We start from the raw sequence: 18,317 nt of genomic DNA on the forward strand, positions 1-18,317 counted from the left end.
GCCATCCTTCCGCCGGTCGCGGGCCTGCGTCGAATCATGGCACAGAGGGTCGCGCTGGTGCCGCTGCCGAAACCGCCCGCGTCGCGCCTTCGCGAGGGGTGACGGGAATCGCACGGCAGGCGTCGGTGCCGGTCGGTCGCTCGGGAGGCACCTTTGGGCTAGCGTTCTCCTCATGCCTATCCGTACCGCTTCCGCACAATGGCAGGGCAATCTCACCGAGGGTTCCGGCACCGTCCGCACCGGTAAGGGCGGCCTGTCCGGCAACTACTCCTTCAAGTCGCGCTTCGAGGAGGGTGAGGGCACCAACCCCGAGGAGTTGATCGCCGCCGCGCACGCCGGCTGCTTCTCGATGGCGTTCTCGAAGGCCCTCGCCGACGCCGGCTCGACGCCCACCTCGGTCGAGACCACCGCCAAGGTCCACCTGGACAAGACCGACGCCGGGATGAGCGTGACCCGGATCGACCTGGAGACCGTCGGCCAGGTGCCCGGGGTCGACGAGGCGGAGTTCCAGAAGCTCGCCGAGGCCGCCAAGGCCAACTGCCCGATCTCCCGGCTGCTCTCGCCCGGCGCCGAGATCACCCTCACCGCTCGCCTGGCTTCCTGACCCGGCGACGCACGCCGCACGTTCACGGAAGGAGCCTCCGCCCGGTCCCGGGCGGCCGCTCTCTTTCGTGAACGCGCGGCCCCGGCCTGGGTGGCCGAGCGTGAGCCGGCCGATCCGTCCGGCGTCGGGCAGAATGGACGACGTGCCGGTGGACATGACTCGCGAGCGCTTCGAGGAGCTGGTGGCTGACGCCCTCGACGAGGTGCCCGAGGAACTGCTCGGCCTGATGAACAACGTGGTGATCCTGGTCGAGGACGACCCACCGCACACCGACCCCGACCTGCTCGGCCTCTATGAGGGGCACGCGCTCACCGATCGGGGTTGGGACTACGCCGGCGTGCTGCCGGACCGGATCTTCATCTACCGCCGTCCGATCCTGCGGATCTGCGACAGCGACGAGGACGTCGTCGACGAGGTCGCGGTGACCGTGGTGCACGAGATCGCCCACCACTTCGGGATCGACGACGCGCGACTGCACGCGCTGGGCTGGGGCTGACCCCGGCCGCGCACCGCGACCCGCCGGCCGCGCACCGCCACGCCCGAGCGCGGCACGCCGCTTCGCCGATGGCCCCTGGTTGCCGTGGTCGCCTACCGTCGGTGCAGCGACCGCGACCGTTTCAGGAGGCACCTTTCATGCGCAGCGAGCTGTTCTCGGCGGAAAATCTGGAGAAGGAGTCCGCGCAGGCCGGCATGCGGCTGCAGAACTCCAAGATGTTGAAGATCGAGCTCAACGGCGAGGCGATGGCCCGGGTCGGGTCGATGGTCGCCTACCAGGGCAACGTGCAGTTCCAGGCGCTGGGCTCGGGTGGGCTCGGCAAGTTCCTCAAGCAGAAGCTCACCGGCGAGGGCGTCCCGCTGATGAAGGTCACCGGCCAGGGTGACGTCTTCCTCGCCGAGCTGGCCAAGGACGTGCACATCATCGACCTGGAGCCGGGCGACGCCCTGTCCATCAACGGCTCCAGCGTGCTGGCCTTCGACTCGACCCTCCAGTACGACATCAGGATGGTCGGCGGCGCCGGGATGGCCTCCTCGTCCGGCCTGTTCAACTGCGTGTTCAGCGGGTACGGCAGGATCGCCATCACGACCAAGGGCACTCCGGTGGTGCTGAACGTGGACGCGCCGACGTACGTCGACCCGCAGGCCGCCGTCTGCTGGTCGGCCAACCTCCAGACCGGCTACCACCGGGCTGAGCAGCTCGGTCTTGGCACGCTGCTGGGCCGGCGCACCGGCGAGTCGTTCACGATGAGCTTCGCGGGTCAGGGCTTCGTGGTGGTGCAGCCGTCCGAGGAGCCGCCGGTCATGGGCAGCGGTCAGCAGCAGCAGGAGGGCGGTCTGCTCGGCGGTCTGCTGAGCTGACCACCGACGCGGGTACGGGCGCTCCCGGTCGCACCGGAGCGCCCGTACGCGTGTTGCTCGCCTGCTCGGCCGGTCAGCTCAACTCGCCGGTGCGCAGCCGGGCCAGCCAGGCCGCCGCATCGGCGTAGTCGACGTCGGAGAGGCCGGCCGGCGCGGGCACGGGCCGCTCGCCCGCCGCGTCGACCCAGCGATGCCGCGGGTACGACCCCAGGAAACGGACATCGGCGCACACCCGGCGCAGCCCCTGCAACGCCTCACCCAGGCGTACGTCGGCCACGTGGCCCGTGCAGTCGAGGAAGAAGACGTACCGGCCCAGGGCCTCGCCGGTCGGGCGGGACTCGATCCGGGTCAGGTTGACGCCACGGACGGCCAGCTCCATCAACACCGACAGCAGCGCGCCGACCCGGTCGTGGGCGATGTAGACGGCCAGCGAGGTGAGGTCGTCGCCGGTCGGCGGCGGGGGTGGCCCGGGACGGGCGACCAGGACGAAACGGGTCACCGCGTCGGGGTGGTCGGCGATCTTGTCGGCGAGCAGGGCGAGCCGGTGTCGGGCCGCCCCGATCGGCGCGCAGATCGCCGCGTCGTACTCGCCGGACCCGGCGCCGGCGGCTGCCGCGCCGTTGGAGAGCACGTCGACGATCACGGCGTCGGGAACGTGATCACGCAGCCAGCCCCGGCACTGGGTGGACGCCTGCGGGTGCGCCGCGACCGTGCGGACCGCCGACAGCGCGGTGCCCGCCCGCGCGGCGAGCACGAACTCGACCGGCAGGATCACCTCTCGGGTGATCACCAGCGGGTCGCCCTCGACCATCTCGTCCAGGGTGACGCCGACCGCCCCGCCGATCGAGTTTTCCAGCGGCACCAGCGCCGCGTCGGCATCTGAGGCCCGGACGCTGTCCAGTGCCTCACCGACGCTGCGGGCCGGCGTCCGGGTGCCGCGCTCGGCAGCGGGGACGGTGCGCAGGGCCTGCTCGGCGAAGGTGCCCTCCGGGCCGAGGTAGACGAAGCGCGTGGGCGGTGTTCCGGGCATGCCGACCAGACTACGCACCCGGCTGGACCACCGGAGCGGCATCGCAGGCGAGCGTACGGATCCCGGCTGGCCCGGTGGCGCGGACCTCGATGGTGCACACGTCGGTGCCGGCGGTGACCAGTTCCGGGGCGGCGGGCCGACCCCGGGTGACGACCTGAAGCTCCTCGTGCCCGGTCACCTCCAGCACGGTGTACTGCCAGTCGGCGGCGCACAGCGGCCCGGTGCGGACCCGGACCCGCACGTTGTCCGGGAGCACCGAGGCCCGGCCGCGCAGCAGCTGCACCACCCGCTGCCCGGTCGGACCGTTCCGGCAGGCCGTCGCGACCAGACCTGGCTCCGGGGTGGCCGACGGGGTGGAGATCGGTGGGGCGCTCGGCGCGGTGGTCGGCCTGCCGGTAGGGACGCCGGTCGGGCCGGGTGCCGTCGGGGTGCCGGCGCCGGTGGGCACCCCGGGCGGGTCGCGCAGCTCGGGAGGGGCGCCGCAGCCGGTCAGCGCCCCGATGGTGAGGAGCGCCAGCAGGGCCCCGGCCACGGGTAGCGCGCGAACCGCCACGGGTGTGCTGGCGGTTGTCGCCCGGGGCGGGGGAGCCGGGTGGCGGGGCGGGTCGAACGGCACGGGCCGATCCTCGGACATCGGGAAACGTCGTCGCGGCCGGGTGGCCGAGCCCATCGTAGGGCGAGCGGACGGCGGGGTGAAGCTCAGCCGAGGACGCGGTGCCCGGCGCGCTCCAGGGCGGCCGTGCCCTCGATCAACCGGACGGTCGGCACCAGCACGTAGTCGGTGTCGAAGGTGGAGAACGTGACCACGCTGACCCGGGCCGCGGCGAGCGGGTCGACGAGCGCCGCCAGTGTTCCCGTGGCGTCCACGCCCGTCGGGCCGACGACGCGCAGGCAGCGCCAGGTGGTCTCCACCACGGCCTGGGCGGGCACCCGGTCGGTCGGGCAGATCACCGAGATCCCGTCGGCCGTCCAGCTCACCGTGACCACGTCGGCGCGGCCCAGCCCACTCGACAGTGCGGCCGGCAGGGCGGTGTCGGCCCGCAACCGGCACACGGCGTACTCCCCCGGCAGCAGAGCGATATCGAGCATGAGGGCACCTTACGGCGTGGGTGTGGGCCCATCCCGCCATCGCCGCGTGCGGCGAACGACACATTGCGCCGCAGGTCAGACGGCGAACGACATATTGCGCCGCAGGTCAGACCTCGGAGAAGAAGGTGAGCGAGCCGGCCACGGCGCCGTTGGTGAGCACCGGGGTGGAGATCGCGTCGACCGTCGCGTCGGAGCTGTCCGGCGAGGCGGCCTGCACCCGCAGCAGCCCACGGGCGAGCCGGCCGGAGGAGAGCGCCAGCAGAGGCGGGATCTTGTCGATCTCGGCCTCGGTCAGCTCGCCCCGGTTGGCGGTGAAATCCAGCAGGCGCAGCCCGCCGTCGAGCAGCGGTCGCCCGATCAGGCCGGCCGGGTCGCCCAGACAGAGCAGCTCGCAGCCGGCGGCCGAGATCGCCACGACCCGGGTGTCGGCGTCGATCAGCAGGCAGGGCTCATCGGCCCGGTCGACCGTCGAGGACCACTGGCCGACGTTGTCGGACTCCAGCTCTGTCGAGGCCCGCGCCGACGGCACGAACACTTCCGAGAGCGAAAGTTCGACGTGGGCCACCGCGCCTCCTATGTCCACCGACGGACTGTCCACGCTAGCCGGTCGCCGACGGAATCACCGAGCGCACCAGGTCACCGGACCGCACAGCTCGAACGGGGGCGGCCGGCGACGGCGCGGGAGCCGGTGGGTAGGTGGGGGACCGGGGCCGCGTGGCGTCGCCGGTGACGTTACCGGTGGTGGGCCGGCTTGTCAGCGGCCGTTCGGCCCTCGTCGTACCACCGGTAGTCGGCCGATGGACGGTACGTGCCGTTCAGCCAGGTGCTCGGATGCTGTGCCACCCGGGACAGCTTCTCGGCAGTGGCCGGGCTGATCCGGCTGCCACCGGCAACGAGGAGTCGATCCAGTTCCCGGTGGGTGGCCATCAGACAGTCCTTCGGAAGGCCGTAGACGCTGATCACGCCGGAGCCCACGAAGGTCAGCACCGGCGTCACCGGGATGGTCAGCCCCACCGCGTCGGAGAGGGCCTTGCTGGCCCGCCTGGCGTCCCGGCGGGCCTCGGTGACGTACGGAGGCCGCTTGCCGTTGATCTGCACGACGTCCCCGGCGACGAGCACCCGGGCCCGGCCATGGTCGGCGATGGTCACCGCGAACAGGCCGCTCGGCCCGATGGCGAGGAACCCGGCGCGGTCGTCCTGGGTGCGGTCGAGCAGGACGTCCGCCACGTCGGTGCGGGGCCACTCGATGACGTGCCAGGCCGGCCCGAGATGGTCGAGCTGGCCGAGCGCGCGTGCTCCAGCCGCCTCCAGTCGACGGGCTCCCCGCTCGGCACGGCGGCGGCGGGCCCATTCGAGCGGTGTCGGACGGACCGGCTCCAGAGCCCCGGGCGACTCGACCCGGGGGTGGGGCACCGCGATGGGCGGCAGTGCCCTGGCGGTCGGTACGGCTCGTCGTGCGGGAAAGACAGTCATCGTCGTCGACCTCCGGCAAAAGGTCCCTCGAAGTTATGTCCTCACTACCCTACGTTGCCACTCCCGGTGTTCGGCAAGCCGGAGCGCCGGAGTGACTGTGGATGAATGCCATATTCATCCACAGTTCTTTTCTCGGATGCCGCCAAACCCTGCCCTACGCTGCGGGGGTGACCCACTACGTCGACAGTGAAGTCGGCCGGCTCGGCACCGTGTTGCTGCACCGGCCCGGCCCGGAACTGGCCCGGCTCACCCCTCGCAACAACGACTCACTCCTGTTCGACGCGATCCCCTGGGTCGGCCGCGCCCAGGAGGAGCACGACGCGTTCGCGGCCGCGCTGCGCGAGCGCGGGGTCGAGGTGCTCTATCTGGCCACCCTGCTGGCCGAGACGCTGGCCGTCGAGGATGCCCGCGTCGAGCTGACCGATGAGGTGCTGCGCTCCCGTCGACTCGGCGACACGCTCCGCGCCCGGGTCGCCGACCACCTCGCCTATCTGGACCCGGTCGCGCTGGCCGACGTGCTCACCGCCGGGCTCGCCCACGAAGAGCTGCGGATCAGCTCGGAACGGCCGGGCGGGCTGGTCTACACCCTGATGGACCGGCACGACTTCGTCATCGACCCGCTGCCGAACCTGCTCTTCACCCGGGACTCGTCGCTGTGGATCGGTGACCGGGTCGGTGTCACCAGCCTGGCCATGCCGGCCCGCCGCCGGGAGACCACCCTGACCGACGCCATCTACCGCCACCATCCGCGCTTCGCCGGCACCGAGTTCGTCTACCGCCCCAACCTGGAGCACCTGGAGGGCGGGGACGTCCTGCTGCTCGCACCGGGCGTCCTGGCGGTCGGGGTGGGCGAGCGGACCACCCCGGCCGGCGCCGAACGCCTCGGCCGGCAGGTCTTCGCCGCCGGGCTGGCCCACACCATCCTGGTGGTGCCGATCGCGCAGAAGCGCGCCACCATGCACCTGGACACCGTTTGCACGATGGTCGACGCCGACGCCGTGCTGATGTATCCGAACATCGCCAGCACGCTCTCGGCGTACACCGTGATCGCCGGCGCGGACGGCGAGGACCCGCGCGTGGACGGCCCGGCGCCCTTCCTGCGGGCCGCCGCCGATGCGATGGACCTGGATCAGCTCCGGGTCATCGACACCGGCCTGGACCCGGTCACCGCGGAACGCGAGCAGTGGGACGACGGCAACAACACCCTCGCCCTGGCGCCCCGGCTCTGCGTCGGCTATGAGCGCAACACCGAGACCAACGCGCAGTTGGAGCGGGCCGGCATCGAGGTCATCCCGATCGCCGGCTCGGAGCTGGGCTCGGGCCGGGGAGGCCCGCGCTGCATGTCCTGCCCGATCGTGCGCGACCCGCTGCCCGTCAACGGGTGAACGGGCCGCGCGTCGGGGTCAGCGGAGGGTGAGCTGACGGCCGAGCAGCCCCTGGCGGGCCCGCCGGCCGGCGGCGTCCAGCGGTTCGGTGGTGGCGAGCGCCTCCGCGTACCGCTTGGCGAACTGCGCGACCGGGTCCTCCCAGTCGTCGGCCGGAGTCTCCTCCGGCAGGTCCCACACCGGCACCAGCCGGCCGTGCGCGCGGAACATCCCGGCGAACTTGGTCTGCTCGCCGAGCGTCAGCGTGCCCGCCGCGCCGAGGCGGGCCAGCGCGTCCAGGGCGGCGTCCTCGTCGTCCGGGAGCACCCAGCGCACGTGCGCCTTCTCCGGGACCTGGCACCAGTACGCGGCCTTCGCGGCGGTCATCCGCACGGTCGGGTAGATGGCGGCGTTGGCCCGCTCCAGCGACGCCTGGACGCTCGGGTCGTCGGTCGCGCCGGGGTCGAGCCAGAACTCGAACCCGTCGTGCATGGTGATCTCCAGCGGGCCGTCCACCAGGATGTCCTGCAGTCGCGGCCCGGGACCGGGCAGCGGTGGTACGGACACCTGGCCGCCCGGCTCGGTCCGCAGCGCGCAGAGCAGCGCCTCGGCCAGGTCCCGGGAGACGTCGCCGGACTGCTGGTGGCGTTGCAGACCAATGAGCACCCGGCCGTCCGGCTTGCTCACCGCCGGCGCGGCCATCGGCAGCACCGTGGCCAGCGTGGCCGACCGGTCCCCGAATTCCTCGACGAGGGCGGGCGCCAGCCGCAGCGGCGCGGACGCGGCGGGCACGAGCTCGCGCAGCGCGATCCACTCGGACTCGTCGGCCAGCCCTTCGAACGGTCGCGGCACGAAGACGTCGCGCACCTTGTCCTTCCGGGGCGCGGTGTCGACGGCGGTTCGCTGGCTCTTTCGACGCTTGCTCACGGCGTCACAGCCTAAGGCCCCGCCCGTCCCGCCGTGGGCCGGACCCACCCAGCCCACCGCTTGTTGATCATGAAGTTGTTGTCACCGCGCACGGCGTGTCGTGGCAACAACTTCATGATCAACGATGTCAGGCGGCTGGTACCAGGTCGGGGTGGGCGGTGGGGGTTGGGGTGGGGGTGGGGTCGAACTCCGCCCAGACGCGCTGGCCCATGCCGTCGCGCTCGACGCCCCAGCGCGTCGCCAGGCCGGCCACGATGTGCAGACCCCGCCCGTCCGCGGCGTCCGGGCTGGCCGTGCGGATCCGCGGGCTGGTGGTCGCGCCGCCGTCGGTCACCCGCAACTGGATCCACGGGCCCTCGGCCGAGGCCCGCAGCCGCCACGCCACCCGGACCACGCCGCCGGGCAGCGGCCGGGCGTGCCGGACCGAGTTGCCCACCAGCTCGGCGAGCACCGCTATCAGATCCGCGAGAAGCGTTGGCGTCACGACGTCAGCCAGGTCGCCGGCGAGCCGGTGTCGCGCCAGCCGTGCGCCGGCGGGGTGGTGGGGAACCACCACGCACCACGCCCGATCCCTCACTGCCGCTGCCACCGTCGCCTCCACGTCGCGCCACCGTCGGTCAACCGCGCGGTAGCCGCACCTCTGCGACCGTACCGCCGTCGGTCCTCGGACGTAGGGATACCCATCCATTCTGTTGTTCAACGATCCGGCGGACGAGATAGAGGCCGAGCCCCGCTCCCGGGTAGCCGCGCCGGTCGCCGGACTCGCCCTGCCAGAACCGGTCGAACGCCCGCTCCACGTGCTCCGGCCGGATGCCGATGCCCCGGTCACTGACCCGGAACGCGACCAACTGGCCGTCCACCCCGGCGGTGATCTCGATGGGGGAACCCGGCGGCGAGTACTTGCCGGCGTTGGTCGCCAGCTCGGTCAGCACGGTGGCCAGGCTGGGCCGGTGGCCGAGCGCCTTGGGCAGGTCGGCGGGGAGGCGCAGCGTCAGCCGGTGCCGCAGCTCCGCCGGCAGGTCCACGATGGCGGCGCGCAACGCCTCACCGAGGTCGAACGGGGTCGGCGGGTCGTCCCCCGGCCCCGCCTCGGCCGCCGAGGAGAGCAGCCGGTCGACCAGCCGGGCCAGCTCGTTGGCGCGCTGCCCGATCACCCGGGCGGCCTGTCGGCGGTCTCCCTCGGTCAGCGACTCCCAGTGGTCGGTGAGGGTGTCTGCGTACCCCTTGATGACGGTGACCGGCGTGCGCAGCTCGTGGCTGGTGACCGCGACGAACAGTTCCCGGTCGTGATCGCGGCGCTGCTGGTCGGTGATGTCGCGGAAGGTGACCACCCGCAGCGCGCCCGGGCCGGGCAGGTCGCCGGAGGTGATGCGCAGCCAGCGCCCGTCCGGCAGCCGGTGGTCGCGGACCTGACCGGAGGGCGGCAACGGGAACGGCAGCGGGCTTTTCAACGCCTGCTCCGCCGTCCGGCCGGTGACCTGGGCGGCGGCCGGGTTCCAGAGCCGGACGTGGCCGTCCCGGTCGACCACCGCCAGCCCGTCGGCGAGTGCCGCCACCACCGGCCCGTCGCCGTGCACCGGCAACCCGCTCTGGTCGCCGTACATGTGCCCGACGCACGAGGCGAGGTAGGCGACCACCCCCCGCTGCTCTACGCCCGGCTCGTCGTCTCCCGCATAGAGGGCGTGCAGGCTGCCGACGGTGTGACCGCCGATCTCGGCTCGGGCCACCACCATCCGGCGTAACCCGCTGCCGGCCAGCTCAGCGGCGAGCTTGCCGCTGAGGTGGGCCACCCGAACCTGGGCCACCCGTGGCCCGGAGAGCAGGCAGACCGTGTCCGGGTCGTCCGCCGCGAGCGGTCGGCCGAGCGCCCACTCCGCCGCGCCGGTCGCCGCGATCACCCGGCCACCGGTCGGGCCGAACTCGACGAACGCCATTCCGGTCGCGTCGAGTGCGGGTTGGGTCGCCCGGAGAAGCTGGGTGAGGACCGGTAGGCCCGCGTCCCCAGCATTGATCGACTCGATCGCGACGGTGTGGCCGGCGAGAAGAGCGGGGAAATCGATACGCTCCGGCATGTGCCGAGTCTGCCCCGCCGGCCCGACTTTCGGCACCCCCGGTTGTGGCGTAGGCGTGGGCGTAGGTGCTGCCGGCGGTCGGCACGCTGGACGGCCAGCTCGGCGTCGAGGCCCGTTCAGCGGTCCCGTCGGGCCAGGACGTGCGCGGGGCGATCGGTGATGATCCCGTCCACCTCCTCGGCCAGCACCAACTCCACGTCGGCCGGCTCGTTGACGGTCCAGACGTACACCTGGTTGCCGGCGGCGCGCAGCGCGGGCAGCAGGTGCGGGCGGGCCCGGACCAGGCCGATGCCCGGCCCGGCGATGCGGGCGCCGAACGGCAGCCGGCCCAGCCGCAGCCAGGGCGGCAGCACCTCCAGCAGCAGCACCGTGGGCAGCGCCGGGGCCAGCTCCCGGACCCGTCGGACGGCCAGCGGGGAGAACGACATGACGGTGACCTGGACGGGGTCGTCCGGCGCCGGGTCGGCCAGCCCGTACCGCCGCAGCAGCTCGACCAGCCGCCGCTCCACGGTCGAGCCGTAGCGGGACGGATGCTTCGTCTCCACCAGCAGCCGGACCGGCCGCCCGGCGGCGAGCACCGCGTCGAGCAGCCGGGCCAGCGTCAACAGCCGGGTGTGCGACTCGTCCGGCGGCAGGTCACCGCTCGGAGCGCTGCCCGGATGCCAGGAACCGAAGTCCAGGGCGTCCAGCTCGGCGAGGGTCCGCGCGCTGACCAGCCCGCGGCCGTTGCTGGTGCGGTCCAGTCGCCGGTCGTGGACGCAGACCAGATGCCCGTCGCGGGTCAGCCGGACGTCGCACTCCAGCCCGTCGGCACCCTCGTCGAGGGCGCGCAGATACGCGGCGAGGGTGTGCTCCGGAAGGTCGTACGAGGCGCCGCGGTGCGCGAAGACCAGAGGACCGCCCATCCCGGCCGCCTCAGATGACCTGGCCGGGCTGCCCGTTCGCGTCGACCACCGGACGGCCGACCGCTGCCCACTGGCGCATCCCGCCGTCGGCGTTGCGCACCTGCTCCCAGCCGTTGTTGACCAGGTAGGCGACGACCTGGGCGGAACGTCCGCCGGAGCGGCAGATGACTGCCACGTCCCGGTCGGTGGGCACCTCGGCCAGCCGCGCCGGCAGCTCCATCATCGGCAGGTGGTGGGCGGTGGGCGCGTGGCCGGCCGCCCATTCGTCGGCCTCCCGCACGTCGAGCAGGTAGGTGTCGTCGGCGATCTCGGTCACGGGCACGGTGGGAACCTGGGGTCCGAACACAGGAAGCAACACTAGATCCTCGCGGGCCGGATCGGCACCGACTCGGCCGTCGGTACGGTCACAACCGGGTCACCCAGCGCGGATTGGCCTGCGCCCAGGCCGGTACGCGGGTCCCCCGGACCGCCTCGAAGAGCCCGTTGCCGCCGTTGTCGAGCACCACGTACGAAACCTGGTCGATGGTCTGTGGCGACGAGGGCACCTCAACGCCGCGCATCCCGTCGGGCGGCAGCGCGCGGAGCGCGAGGAGCAGATCCTCCAGAGGTACGCCGTTGGTGTCGACGGTCAACGAGCCGCCTACCGCGCGGAGCACCTGGTCCAGTTTGACGGGGTTGTTGCGCAGGTCGGCTTTGCCGGCGCTGTCCAGCATCGCCCGCAGGAGTTGCTGCTGGTGGCGCTGCCGGTCGAAGTCGCCGTTGGGCAGGTCGTAGCGCTGCCGTACGTAGTCCAACGCCTGCGCCCCGTCCATCCGCTGGCAGCCGGTGGGGAAGACACGGTTGGTGTGGATCGAGCGGACCTGGGTGTCCACGCACATCTGCACCCCGCCGAGGAGGTCGATCACCTTCCGGAAGCCGGAGAAGTCGATCAGCGCGGCGCCGTCGAAGCGGATGCCGGTGAGCCGGTTCAGGGTGACGGAGAGCAGTCGGGTGCCGGCCTGCCCGCCGCCGCCGTGCTCGTACGCCGCATTGATTTTGTCTGGACCGCCACCGAAGCCGTTCGCGGGCGGGATGGCGACCAGCAGGTCACGCGGGATGGAGACCAGGTATGCCTCCTGCCGGCCGGCGGGCACGTGCACGATGAGGATGGTGTCCGAGCGCTGGTCCGGTTCGCTGCTGCCGGCGCGTCGGTCGGTGCCGATGAGCAGGTAGTTGAGCGGCCCGTCCAGGTCGGTCCGGTCGGTGCGGGCGTCGGCGTCGAGGAGTTGCTCCTTGGTCACCGTACGGTCGTACCGGTGGGTCAGCGTCTTGAGCCCGATCAGGGCGAGCCCGGCCAGCAGGACGAGGGCCAGACCGACGCCGAGCAGGAGGCGTGACCAGCGGGCGCGGCGAGGCGCGGCCGGGCGTGCCCGGTCCGCTGCGTTCCGGCCCCACCTGGACGTGACCGCCTCCCCGCAGCCGATACGTGAAACCTGCTCACGTCAGGCTACGGGCGGTAGCGAACCGGTCGTCGGGCTTTCCGCGACTTCGAACGACGCGGCCTGAGGCGACGCAGCCCGAGGCGACGCCGCCTCAGGCGAGGCTGCGTGAAGCGACGCGGCGGCCGTCACTTGCGGCCGGAGATCACCTCGGGGTGGGTGAAGACGAACTCGGCGAGCTTGTCCTGCTTGACCGCCTGGAACATCTGCATTGTTTCCTCGTTCAACGCCTCACGGTTGTTGCCGTTGCCGTTGAAGCTGCCGTTGTTGGTCTTCAGCATGGTCAGCTCGTTCGCGGTGACCCCACGCATGGTGAAGATGAAGTTCTCGATCGGCACGCCGCCGGTGTCCAGGACGAACGCCTTGCCGGCCGCCTTGATCAGCTGGTTCAGCTTGGCCGGGTTGGTCAGCATGCCGCCGTCGGTGGCCTTGCGGGCCATCGCCTTGATCAGCTGCTGCTGGTTCTGCTGCCGGTCGTAGTCGCCGCCGGGGAGGCCGTAGCGCTGCCGGGCGTAGTCCAGGGCCGCCCAGCCCTCCATCTCCTGGCAGCCCTTCTTGTGCACGACAGGCGTCATCGTCTTGCCGGTCTTCTTGGCGTCCGCGTTCCACATGGGCTTGCCGTCGACGAACGACATGTGCTTCGACTTGACCTCGTAGCTCACACAGATCTTCACGGTGCCCAGGGTGTCGATGACGTTCTTGAAGCCACCGAAGTTGATGATCGCCGCGCCGTCGAAGCTGATCCCGGTGAGCCGCTTGATCGTCTGCGCCATCAACTGGGCGCCGCCCTCCCAGCCGCCACCGTTGCGGGCGCCGGCCTGGAACGCGGCATTGATCTTGTCGGTGCCACCGGGGTAGCCGCTCTTCTTGAAGGGCGGGATCTGCGCCTCGGTGTCGCGGGGGATCGAGATCAGGTACGCCTGGTCGTGCGAGGCTGGGATGTGCAGGATGATGATGCTGTCCGAGCGGACGTCGTCGGCGGCCCAACGCTCTCGCGCGTCCACGCCGAGCAGCAGCATGTCGATCGGGCCGTCCAGGCTCGCGCCACCCTCGGCGTCGGTCTTGCTGGCGTCACCGAGCAGGTTGCGCTGGGCGATGTCGCCGGTGGCCTGACCGATCACCACCTTGGTGCCGACGATCGCCACTCCGCTGCTGAGCATCAGCACCGCGCCGAAGATCACGGTCAGTCGGGCCCAGAGCGGATCCTTGCGCCGGGGCCGCTTCTTCGCCGGCCCCTTGCCGCCTGTCCGGCCGTTGTCGCCACCCGGCGGACGACCGCCCGGACCAGCGCCCGACGGGCCCGGCTGCACCGGTATGGACGCGGCGATCCGGCCGCTAGCTGCGGCGGATGTGGCGGACGAAGGGCGACGGCTGGCCTGAACCGGCATTCGTGCTCCAGCTCGTGATCAGGAGGGGGCGGCCCCACTGTACGTACATCAATTCGACTTTGCGAGTTCATCTGGACTCAATTGGGACGACAGGTTCCGTCAACCGGGCGATCGGCCGTACTCGATCACCGAAACGGTGAGTTCGTCTCGCGTCCGCCGACCGACCGCCCGTGCCGCCCTGCCGCTCAGCCGCCGTCGGTGTTCTTCGGCGGGTTGGCCTTGACCCAGTCCGCCATGGTGTCCGCCGACATGGCCCGGTACATCGCCAGCGCCTTCTCCCGGTCGGAGACCACCACCGACTCGCCGTTGATGGTGTCGCTGCCCGAGTTCGGGCTGGTCAGGAACGTGAGGTTCTGCCCGCGCAGGTTGCGGAACTGCACCGCCATGTCCGTCACCGAGAAGCCCTGGTCGACGGTCACCGCGGCGGTCACCGACTTGAGGAAGTCGTTGAGCTTCTTCGGGTTCGCCAGGGTGCCGGTGCTCGCCGCCTTGTCCATCAGCGCCCGGAGGAACTCCTGCTGGTGCCGCATCCGGGCGAAGTCACCGTCCGGGAACTGCTTGCGCTGCCGGATCCAGTCCAGCGCCTCCGCGCCATCCATGTGGTTGGTGCCCTTGGTGAACGTCCGGTACGGCTTGTGGATCGAGGTGATCGTCCGCTCCACCTTCAGGTCCACTCCGCCGAGGGCGTCGGTGACCTCCTTGAAGCCGCCGAAGTCGATCGCCATCACGTGGTCGATCCGGACGTCGGTGAAGCACTCCACGGTGCGGACCGCCAGCGGCAGGCCACCGAACGCGAACGCCGCGTTGATCTTCGCGCGCTGGCCGGAGCCGCAGTCCGCCCCGGCGCTCTGCGGGATCGGCACGTACAGGTCACGCGGGATGGAGACCAGGTACGCCGACTGGTGGTCGGCCGGGATGTGCATCACGATGACCGTGTCGGCCCGCCACTGGCTCTTGGTGTCGACCGGCGCGTCCGGGTCTCGGGAGTCGCTGCCGACCAGCAGGATGTTCAACGCGCCGTCGACGGGCTTCGCCGGCCGACCGCCGGTGATCTCCGCGAACGGGTCCGTGCGGGCCAGGTCGTTGTCGAGGTTGCGCGCGTACAGCCAGGCGCCCAGGCCGCCGAGCAGCGCCAACACCAGCACCGCGATTCCGGCCACCAGACCGATCCGTCCCCAGCGCGGCCGGGGGCCACGCCGTCCCGGCCCGCCGGCCCCACCGGGCCCGCCCGGTCCCGTCGGCCCCGACGGGCCGCCCGGACCGGGCTGCTGCTCGTCGTACGGCGGGTACCAGCGCGCCTCGCCGGGACGTGCGCGTCCGGAGGCGCCCCGGTCGGGGCTGGGCACCGAGGCGCGCCCGGCGCTGCGGTGCAGGTGCGGGTGAGGAACGCCGGCAGAGGTCGCTGACATGTAACTCAGGGTACGTAGCGGGAGCCACTACCGCCCTCAGGCGACACTCAGCTCGCGGTGCTCCGCCGTGAGCTGGTTACCCTAGCCGCGCCCGGAAGTACTCGATCGTGCGTCGCAGGCCGTCTTCGGGCGTCACGGTCGGCTCGTATCCGAGCAGGTCGCGGGCGAGGGTCAGATCGGGGCGGCGCATCTCCGGGTCGTCCGAGCTGCGGGTGATGTACGTCACCTGCGAGCTGCTGTCGGAGAGTGACACGATCAACTCGGCGAGTTGACGCATGGACATCTCGTGCTCGGTGCCGCAGTTGACCGGGCCGGTCTCGGTCGAGTCGAGCAGCAGCAGGATGCCCCGCACCAGGTCCTCGACGAAGCAGATCGACCGGGTCTGGTTGCCGGTGCCGTGCACGGTGATCGGCTCGTTGCGCAGCGCCTGGGAGATGAAGGTGGGGATGGCCCGGCCGTCGTCCGGGCGCATCCGCGGGCCGTACGTGTTGAAGATCCGGACGATCGCGGCGTCCAGCCCGCGGTAGCGGTGGTACGCCATCGTGGCCGCCTCGGAGAAGCGCTTCGCCTCGTCGTAGACGCTGCGGACGCCGATGGGGTTGACGTTGCCCCAGTAGGTCTCGCGCTGCGGGTGCTCCTTCGGGTCCCCGTACGCCTCGGAGGTGGAGGCCATCAGGAACCGGGCGCCGTCGGCGACCGCGCGCTCCAGCAGGTGCAGGGTGCCCACCGAGCCGACCCGGAGGATCTCCACGGGCAGTTGCGCGAAGTCGGTGGGGCTGGCCGGCGAGGCCATGTGCAGGATCGCGTCGAACCGCTCGGCCAGCGCCGGGTGGTGCGTCGGCAGGCCGTCGGAGAGGTCCGCCTCGACCAGGGTGAAGGTTGGCCGGTCGAGCAGGTGGGCGACGTTCTCCTTGGAGCCGGTGACGAAGTTGTCCAGCGCCACCACCGTGCAGCCCCGGGCGATCAGGGAGTCGACCAGGTGCGACGGGACGAAACCGGCGCCGCCGGTGACGAGAACGCGGTGACCGGAACCGAAGCGCTCAGCAACCTTCATGCCGGTCAGCCTACCGACCCCTGTTGAACGCAAGAGGCCCCCTGCTGACGCGTGGCGTCAACAGGGGGCCCGTGCCGCGGGTCAGTGGGCGCCGGCGCCGGTGAGGGCGCGGACCTCCAGCTCCGCGTACTTCTCCTCGTCGTGCTCCTTGGAGATGAGGGTGCCGATCCACCCGCACAGGAACCCGAACGGGATGGACAGGATGCCCGGGTTGGACAGCGGGAACCACTGCCAGTCGTGGTCCGGGAACATCGACGTCGCCGCGCCCGAGACCACCGGCGAGAAGAACACCAGCACCACTGCCGAGAGCAGACCGCCGTAGATCGCCCAGACCGCGCCGGAGGTGTTGAACCGCCGCCAGAACAGGCTGTAGAGAATCGCCGGCAGGTTGCCCGAGGCGGCGACCGCGAAGGCCAGCGCCACGAGGAACGCCACGTTGAGGTTCTGCGCGTAGATCGACAACAGGATGGAGATCGCGCCGATCACCAGGGCGGAGATCCGGGCGACCCGTACCTCCTGGCGCTCCGACGTCTCGCCCTTCTTCAGGACGTTCGCGTAGAAGTCGTGCGCCAGGCTGGACGAGGAGGCCAGGGTCAACCCGGCGACCACGGCCAGGATGGTGGCGAAGGCGACCGCTGCGATGATCGCCAGCAGGGCCGCGCCACCCAGTTCACCGCCGAAGAACTCCAGGCCGAGCGCCTCGGCCAACTGTGGTGCGGCCGTGTTGCCGGCCTTGTCCTGCGCGATGATCGCCGGACCACCCACCATCGCCGCCGCGCCGAAGCCGAGGGCCAGGGTGAGCAGGTAGAAGGTGCCGATGATGCCGATGGCCCAGAGCACGCTCTTGCGCGCCGCCTTGGCGGTCGGCACGGTGTAGAAGCGGATCAGGATGTGCGGCAGACCGGCCGTGCCGAGCACCAGCGCGATGCCGAGCGACAGCAGGTCCATCTTGTTGTAGAACGTCTGCGTGGAGTTCCCGGCGACCTCCACGCCGTACCGCAGGCCCGGTTCCAGGAGCTTGTCGCCCTTGCCGGAGGCCGCGGCGGCGGCGCCGAGCAGCTCCGACAGGTTGAAGTGGAACTTGGCGAGGACCAGCACGGTCATCAGCAGCGCGCCGGTCATCAGCAGGAACGCCTTGACGATCTGCACGTACGTGGTGCCCTTCATGCCACCCACGGTCACGTAGATGATCATCAGGGCGCCGACCATGATGATGGTCGCCACCTTGGCGGTGGCCGCGTCCATGCCGAGGAAGGTCGTGCCCGGCTTGATGCCGAGCAGCAGCGCGACAAGCGCGCCGGCACCCACCATCTGCGCCAGCAGGTAGAAGATCGACACGGTGATGGTGGAGACCGCCGCCGCCGTCCGCACCGGACGCTGACGCATCCGGAAGGCCAGCACGTCGGCCATCGTGTACCGGCCGGAGTTGCGCAGCAGTTCCGCGACCAGCAGGAGCGCCACGAGCCAGGCGACCAGGAAGCCGATCGAGTAGAGGAAGCCGTCGTAGCCGTAGAGGGCGATGATGCCGGCGATGCCGAGGAACGAGGCGGCGGACATGTAGTCGCCGCCGATCGCCATGCCGTTCTGGAAGCCGGAGAAGGAACGACCGCCCGCGTAGAAGTCGGTAGCCGTCTTGGTCTGCCGGCTGGCCCAGATCGTGATGCCCAGGGTCACCGCCACGAACACCAGGAACAGCGTGATCGTCAGGTTGCGGGCCGTGTGGTTGCCGGCCTCGGCCGCGAGGAGCGGATTAGCCGCGAGGACCGTCTTCATGGGTCACCTCCCCGATCTCGGCACGGATCCGGTCGGCGACCGGGTCGATCTTCCGGTCCGCGTACCGGGAGTAGAGCCAGGCGATCACGAACGTCGAGACGAACTGGAGCAGGCCGAAGACCAGCGCAACGTTGATGTTGCTGCCGAACAGCTTCGTGCCCATGAAGTCCCGGGCGTACGCGGAGAGGATGACGTAGAGCGCGTACCACAGGAAGAACGCGACGGTCATCGGGAAGACGAAGCCGCGTAGCGCGCGGCGCAGCCCGGCGAACTCGTCTGACTGTTGTACCGCCAGGTACTTGTCCGGCTGGGAAGCGGTCGGCGCGGGTGTGTCCGTGGACATCTGTGGATCACCACCTTCACAGGCGTCGGGGGTAGTTTCGCGCACCGTAGAG

20 protein-coding genes are annotated in these 18,317 nt (G+C 71.3%); 4 read left to right on the forward strand and 16 right to left on the reverse strand.

The window, feature by feature from the left end; translation table 11 throughout:
- Positions 1 to 172 precede the first annotated feature (172 nt).
- From ACGGAQ_RS07285 to ACGGAQ_RS07295, 3 genes are all read left to right on the forward strand, one after another.
- Positions 173 to 604, forward strand: a complete 432-nt coding sequence (locus tag ACGGAQ_RS07285; RefSeq protein WP_007453754.1) for an OsmC family protein — start codon at positions 173 to 175, stop codon at positions 602 to 604.
- 148 nt (positions 605 to 752) lie between these two features.
- Positions 753 to 1,100 (forward strand): metallopeptidase family protein, encoded by a 348-nt coding sequence (locus tag ACGGAQ_RS07290; protein ID WP_354855823.1) that lies wholly within the window; start codon positions 753 to 755, stop codon positions 1,098 to 1,100.
- Positions 1,101 to 1,237: 137 nt separating this feature from the next.
- Positions 1,238 to 1,960: an AIM24 family protein gene (locus tag ACGGAQ_RS07295; RefSeq protein WP_234582643.1), complete on the forward strand. Its 723-nt coding sequence runs from the start codon at positions 1,238 to 1,240 to the stop codon at positions 1,958 to 1,960.
- 73 nt (positions 1,961 to 2,033) lie between these two features.
- On the opposite strand, the gene pheA is transcribed toward ACGGAQ_RS07295, so the two are convergent.
- The 5 genes from pheA to ACGGAQ_RS07320 form a co-directional block, all read right to left on the reverse strand.
- The gene (pheA, locus tag ACGGAQ_RS07300; RefSeq protein WP_393045413.1) at positions 2,034 to 2,990 is read right to left on the reverse strand and encodes a prephenate dehydratase; all 957 of its coding nucleotides are present in this window, start codon (positions 2,988 to 2,990) and stop codon (positions 2,034 to 2,036) included.
- Positions 2,991 to 3,000: 10 nt separating this feature from the next.
- A complete protein-coding gene (locus tag ACGGAQ_RS07305; protein WP_393045414.1) occupies positions 3,001 to 3,624 on the reverse strand; it encodes a hypothetical protein in 624 nt (207 codons plus the stop codon).
- Positions 3,625 to 3,689: 65 nt separating this feature from the next.
- A complete protein-coding gene (locus tag ACGGAQ_RS07310) occupies positions 3,690 to 4,079 on the reverse strand; it encodes an ACT domain-containing protein (protein WP_393045416.1) in 390 nt (129 codons plus the stop codon).
- A gap of 106 nt (positions 4,080 to 4,185) precedes the next feature.
- Positions 4,186 to 4,644 carry a hypothetical protein gene (locus ACGGAQ_RS07315; RefSeq protein WP_354855809.1) on the reverse strand — a complete coding sequence of 153 codons (459 nt, stop codon included), beginning with the start codon at positions 4,642 to 4,644 and terminating at the stop codon, positions 4,186 to 4,188.
- 167 nt (positions 4,645 to 4,811) lie between these two features.
- Positions 4,812 to 5,552 (reverse strand): hypothetical protein, encoded by a 741-nt coding sequence (locus ACGGAQ_RS07320; RefSeq protein WP_393045418.1) that lies wholly within the window; start codon positions 5,550 to 5,552, stop codon positions 4,812 to 4,814.
- Between the two features lie 167 nt (positions 5,553 to 5,719).
- Between ACGGAQ_RS07320 and ACGGAQ_RS07325 the strand changes: the two genes are divergently transcribed.
- Positions 5,720 to 6,937, forward strand: coding sequence for an arginine deiminase (locus tag ACGGAQ_RS07325; protein ID WP_393045420.1), 1,218 nt, complete (start codon positions 5,720 to 5,722; stop codon positions 6,935 to 6,937).
- 18 nt (positions 6,938 to 6,955) lie between these two features.
- Here the strand turns inward: ACGGAQ_RS07325 and ACGGAQ_RS07330 are convergent, their stop codons facing one another.
- The 11 genes from ACGGAQ_RS07330 to ACGGAQ_RS07380 all read right to left on the reverse strand — a co-directional run bounded on the left by ACGGAQ_RS07330 (position 6,956) and on the right by ACGGAQ_RS07380 (position 18,265).
- Positions 6,956 to 7,843 carry a DUF5926 family protein gene (locus ACGGAQ_RS07330; protein WP_393045422.1) on the reverse strand — a complete coding sequence of 296 codons (888 nt, stop codon included), beginning with the start codon at positions 7,841 to 7,843 and terminating at the stop codon, positions 6,956 to 6,958.
- 127 nt (positions 7,844 to 7,970) lie between these two features.
- Complete coding sequence (locus tag ACGGAQ_RS07335; protein ID WP_393045424.1) at positions 7,971 to 8,432, reverse strand: ATP-binding protein; 462 nt, start codon at positions 8,430 to 8,432, stop codon at positions 7,971 to 7,973.
- A 28-nt stretch (positions 8,433 to 8,460) separates the two neighbouring features.
- A complete protein-coding gene (locus ACGGAQ_RS07340; protein ID WP_393045426.1) occupies positions 8,461 to 9,915 on the reverse strand; it encodes an ATP-binding protein in 1,455 nt (484 codons plus the stop codon).
- A gap of 116 nt (positions 9,916 to 10,031) precedes the next feature.
- Positions 10,032 to 10,820, reverse strand: a complete 789-nt coding sequence (locus ACGGAQ_RS07345; protein ID WP_393045428.1) for a glycerophosphodiester phosphodiesterase — start codon at positions 10,818 to 10,820, stop codon at positions 10,032 to 10,034.
- A 10-nt stretch (positions 10,821 to 10,830) separates the two neighbouring features.
- On the reverse strand, positions 10,831 to 11,166 hold the full coding sequence (locus ACGGAQ_RS07350; protein ID WP_039905019.1) for a rhodanese-like domain-containing protein: 336 nt from the start codon (positions 11,164 to 11,166) through the stop codon (positions 10,831 to 10,833).
- Between the two features lie 58 nt (positions 11,167 to 11,224).
- Positions 11,225 to 12,187 carry an LCP family protein gene (locus ACGGAQ_RS07355; RefSeq protein WP_393045713.1) on the reverse strand — a complete coding sequence of 321 codons (963 nt, stop codon included), beginning with the start codon at positions 12,185 to 12,187 and terminating at the stop codon, positions 11,225 to 11,227.
- A gap of 239 nt (positions 12,188 to 12,426) precedes the next feature.
- Positions 12,427 to 13,686, reverse strand: coding sequence for an LCP family protein (locus ACGGAQ_RS07360; RefSeq protein ID WP_393045431.1), 1,260 nt, complete (start codon positions 13,684 to 13,686; stop codon positions 12,427 to 12,429).
- 185 nt (positions 13,687 to 13,871) lie between these two features.
- Positions 13,872 to 15,095: an LCP family protein gene (locus tag ACGGAQ_RS07365; protein WP_393045433.1), complete on the reverse strand. Its 1,224-nt coding sequence runs from the start codon at positions 15,093 to 15,095 to the stop codon at positions 13,872 to 13,874.
- Between the two features lie 76 nt (positions 15,096 to 15,171).
- Positions 15,172 to 16,149, reverse strand: a complete 978-nt coding sequence (locus ACGGAQ_RS07370) for an NAD-dependent epimerase/dehydratase family protein (protein ID WP_393045435.1) — start codon at positions 16,147 to 16,149, stop codon at positions 15,172 to 15,174.
- A gap of 81 nt (positions 16,150 to 16,230) precedes the next feature.
- Complete coding sequence (locus tag ACGGAQ_RS07375; RefSeq protein WP_393045437.1) at positions 16,231 to 17,922, reverse strand: cation acetate symporter; 1,692 nt, start codon at positions 17,920 to 17,922, stop codon at positions 16,231 to 16,233.
- A complete protein-coding gene (locus ACGGAQ_RS07380) occupies positions 17,900 to 18,265 on the reverse strand; it encodes a DUF485 domain-containing protein (protein ID WP_393045439.1) in 366 nt (121 codons plus the stop codon). Before ACGGAQ_RS07380 ends, ACGGAQ_RS07375 begins: the two co-directional genes overlap by 23 nt.
- Positions 18,266 to 18,317 lie beyond the last annotated feature (52 nt).

This window comes from Micromonospora sp. NPDC047557, assembly GCF_043205095.1.
GTDB lineage: Bacteria > Actinomycetota > Actinomycetes > Mycobacteriales > Micromonosporaceae > Micromonospora.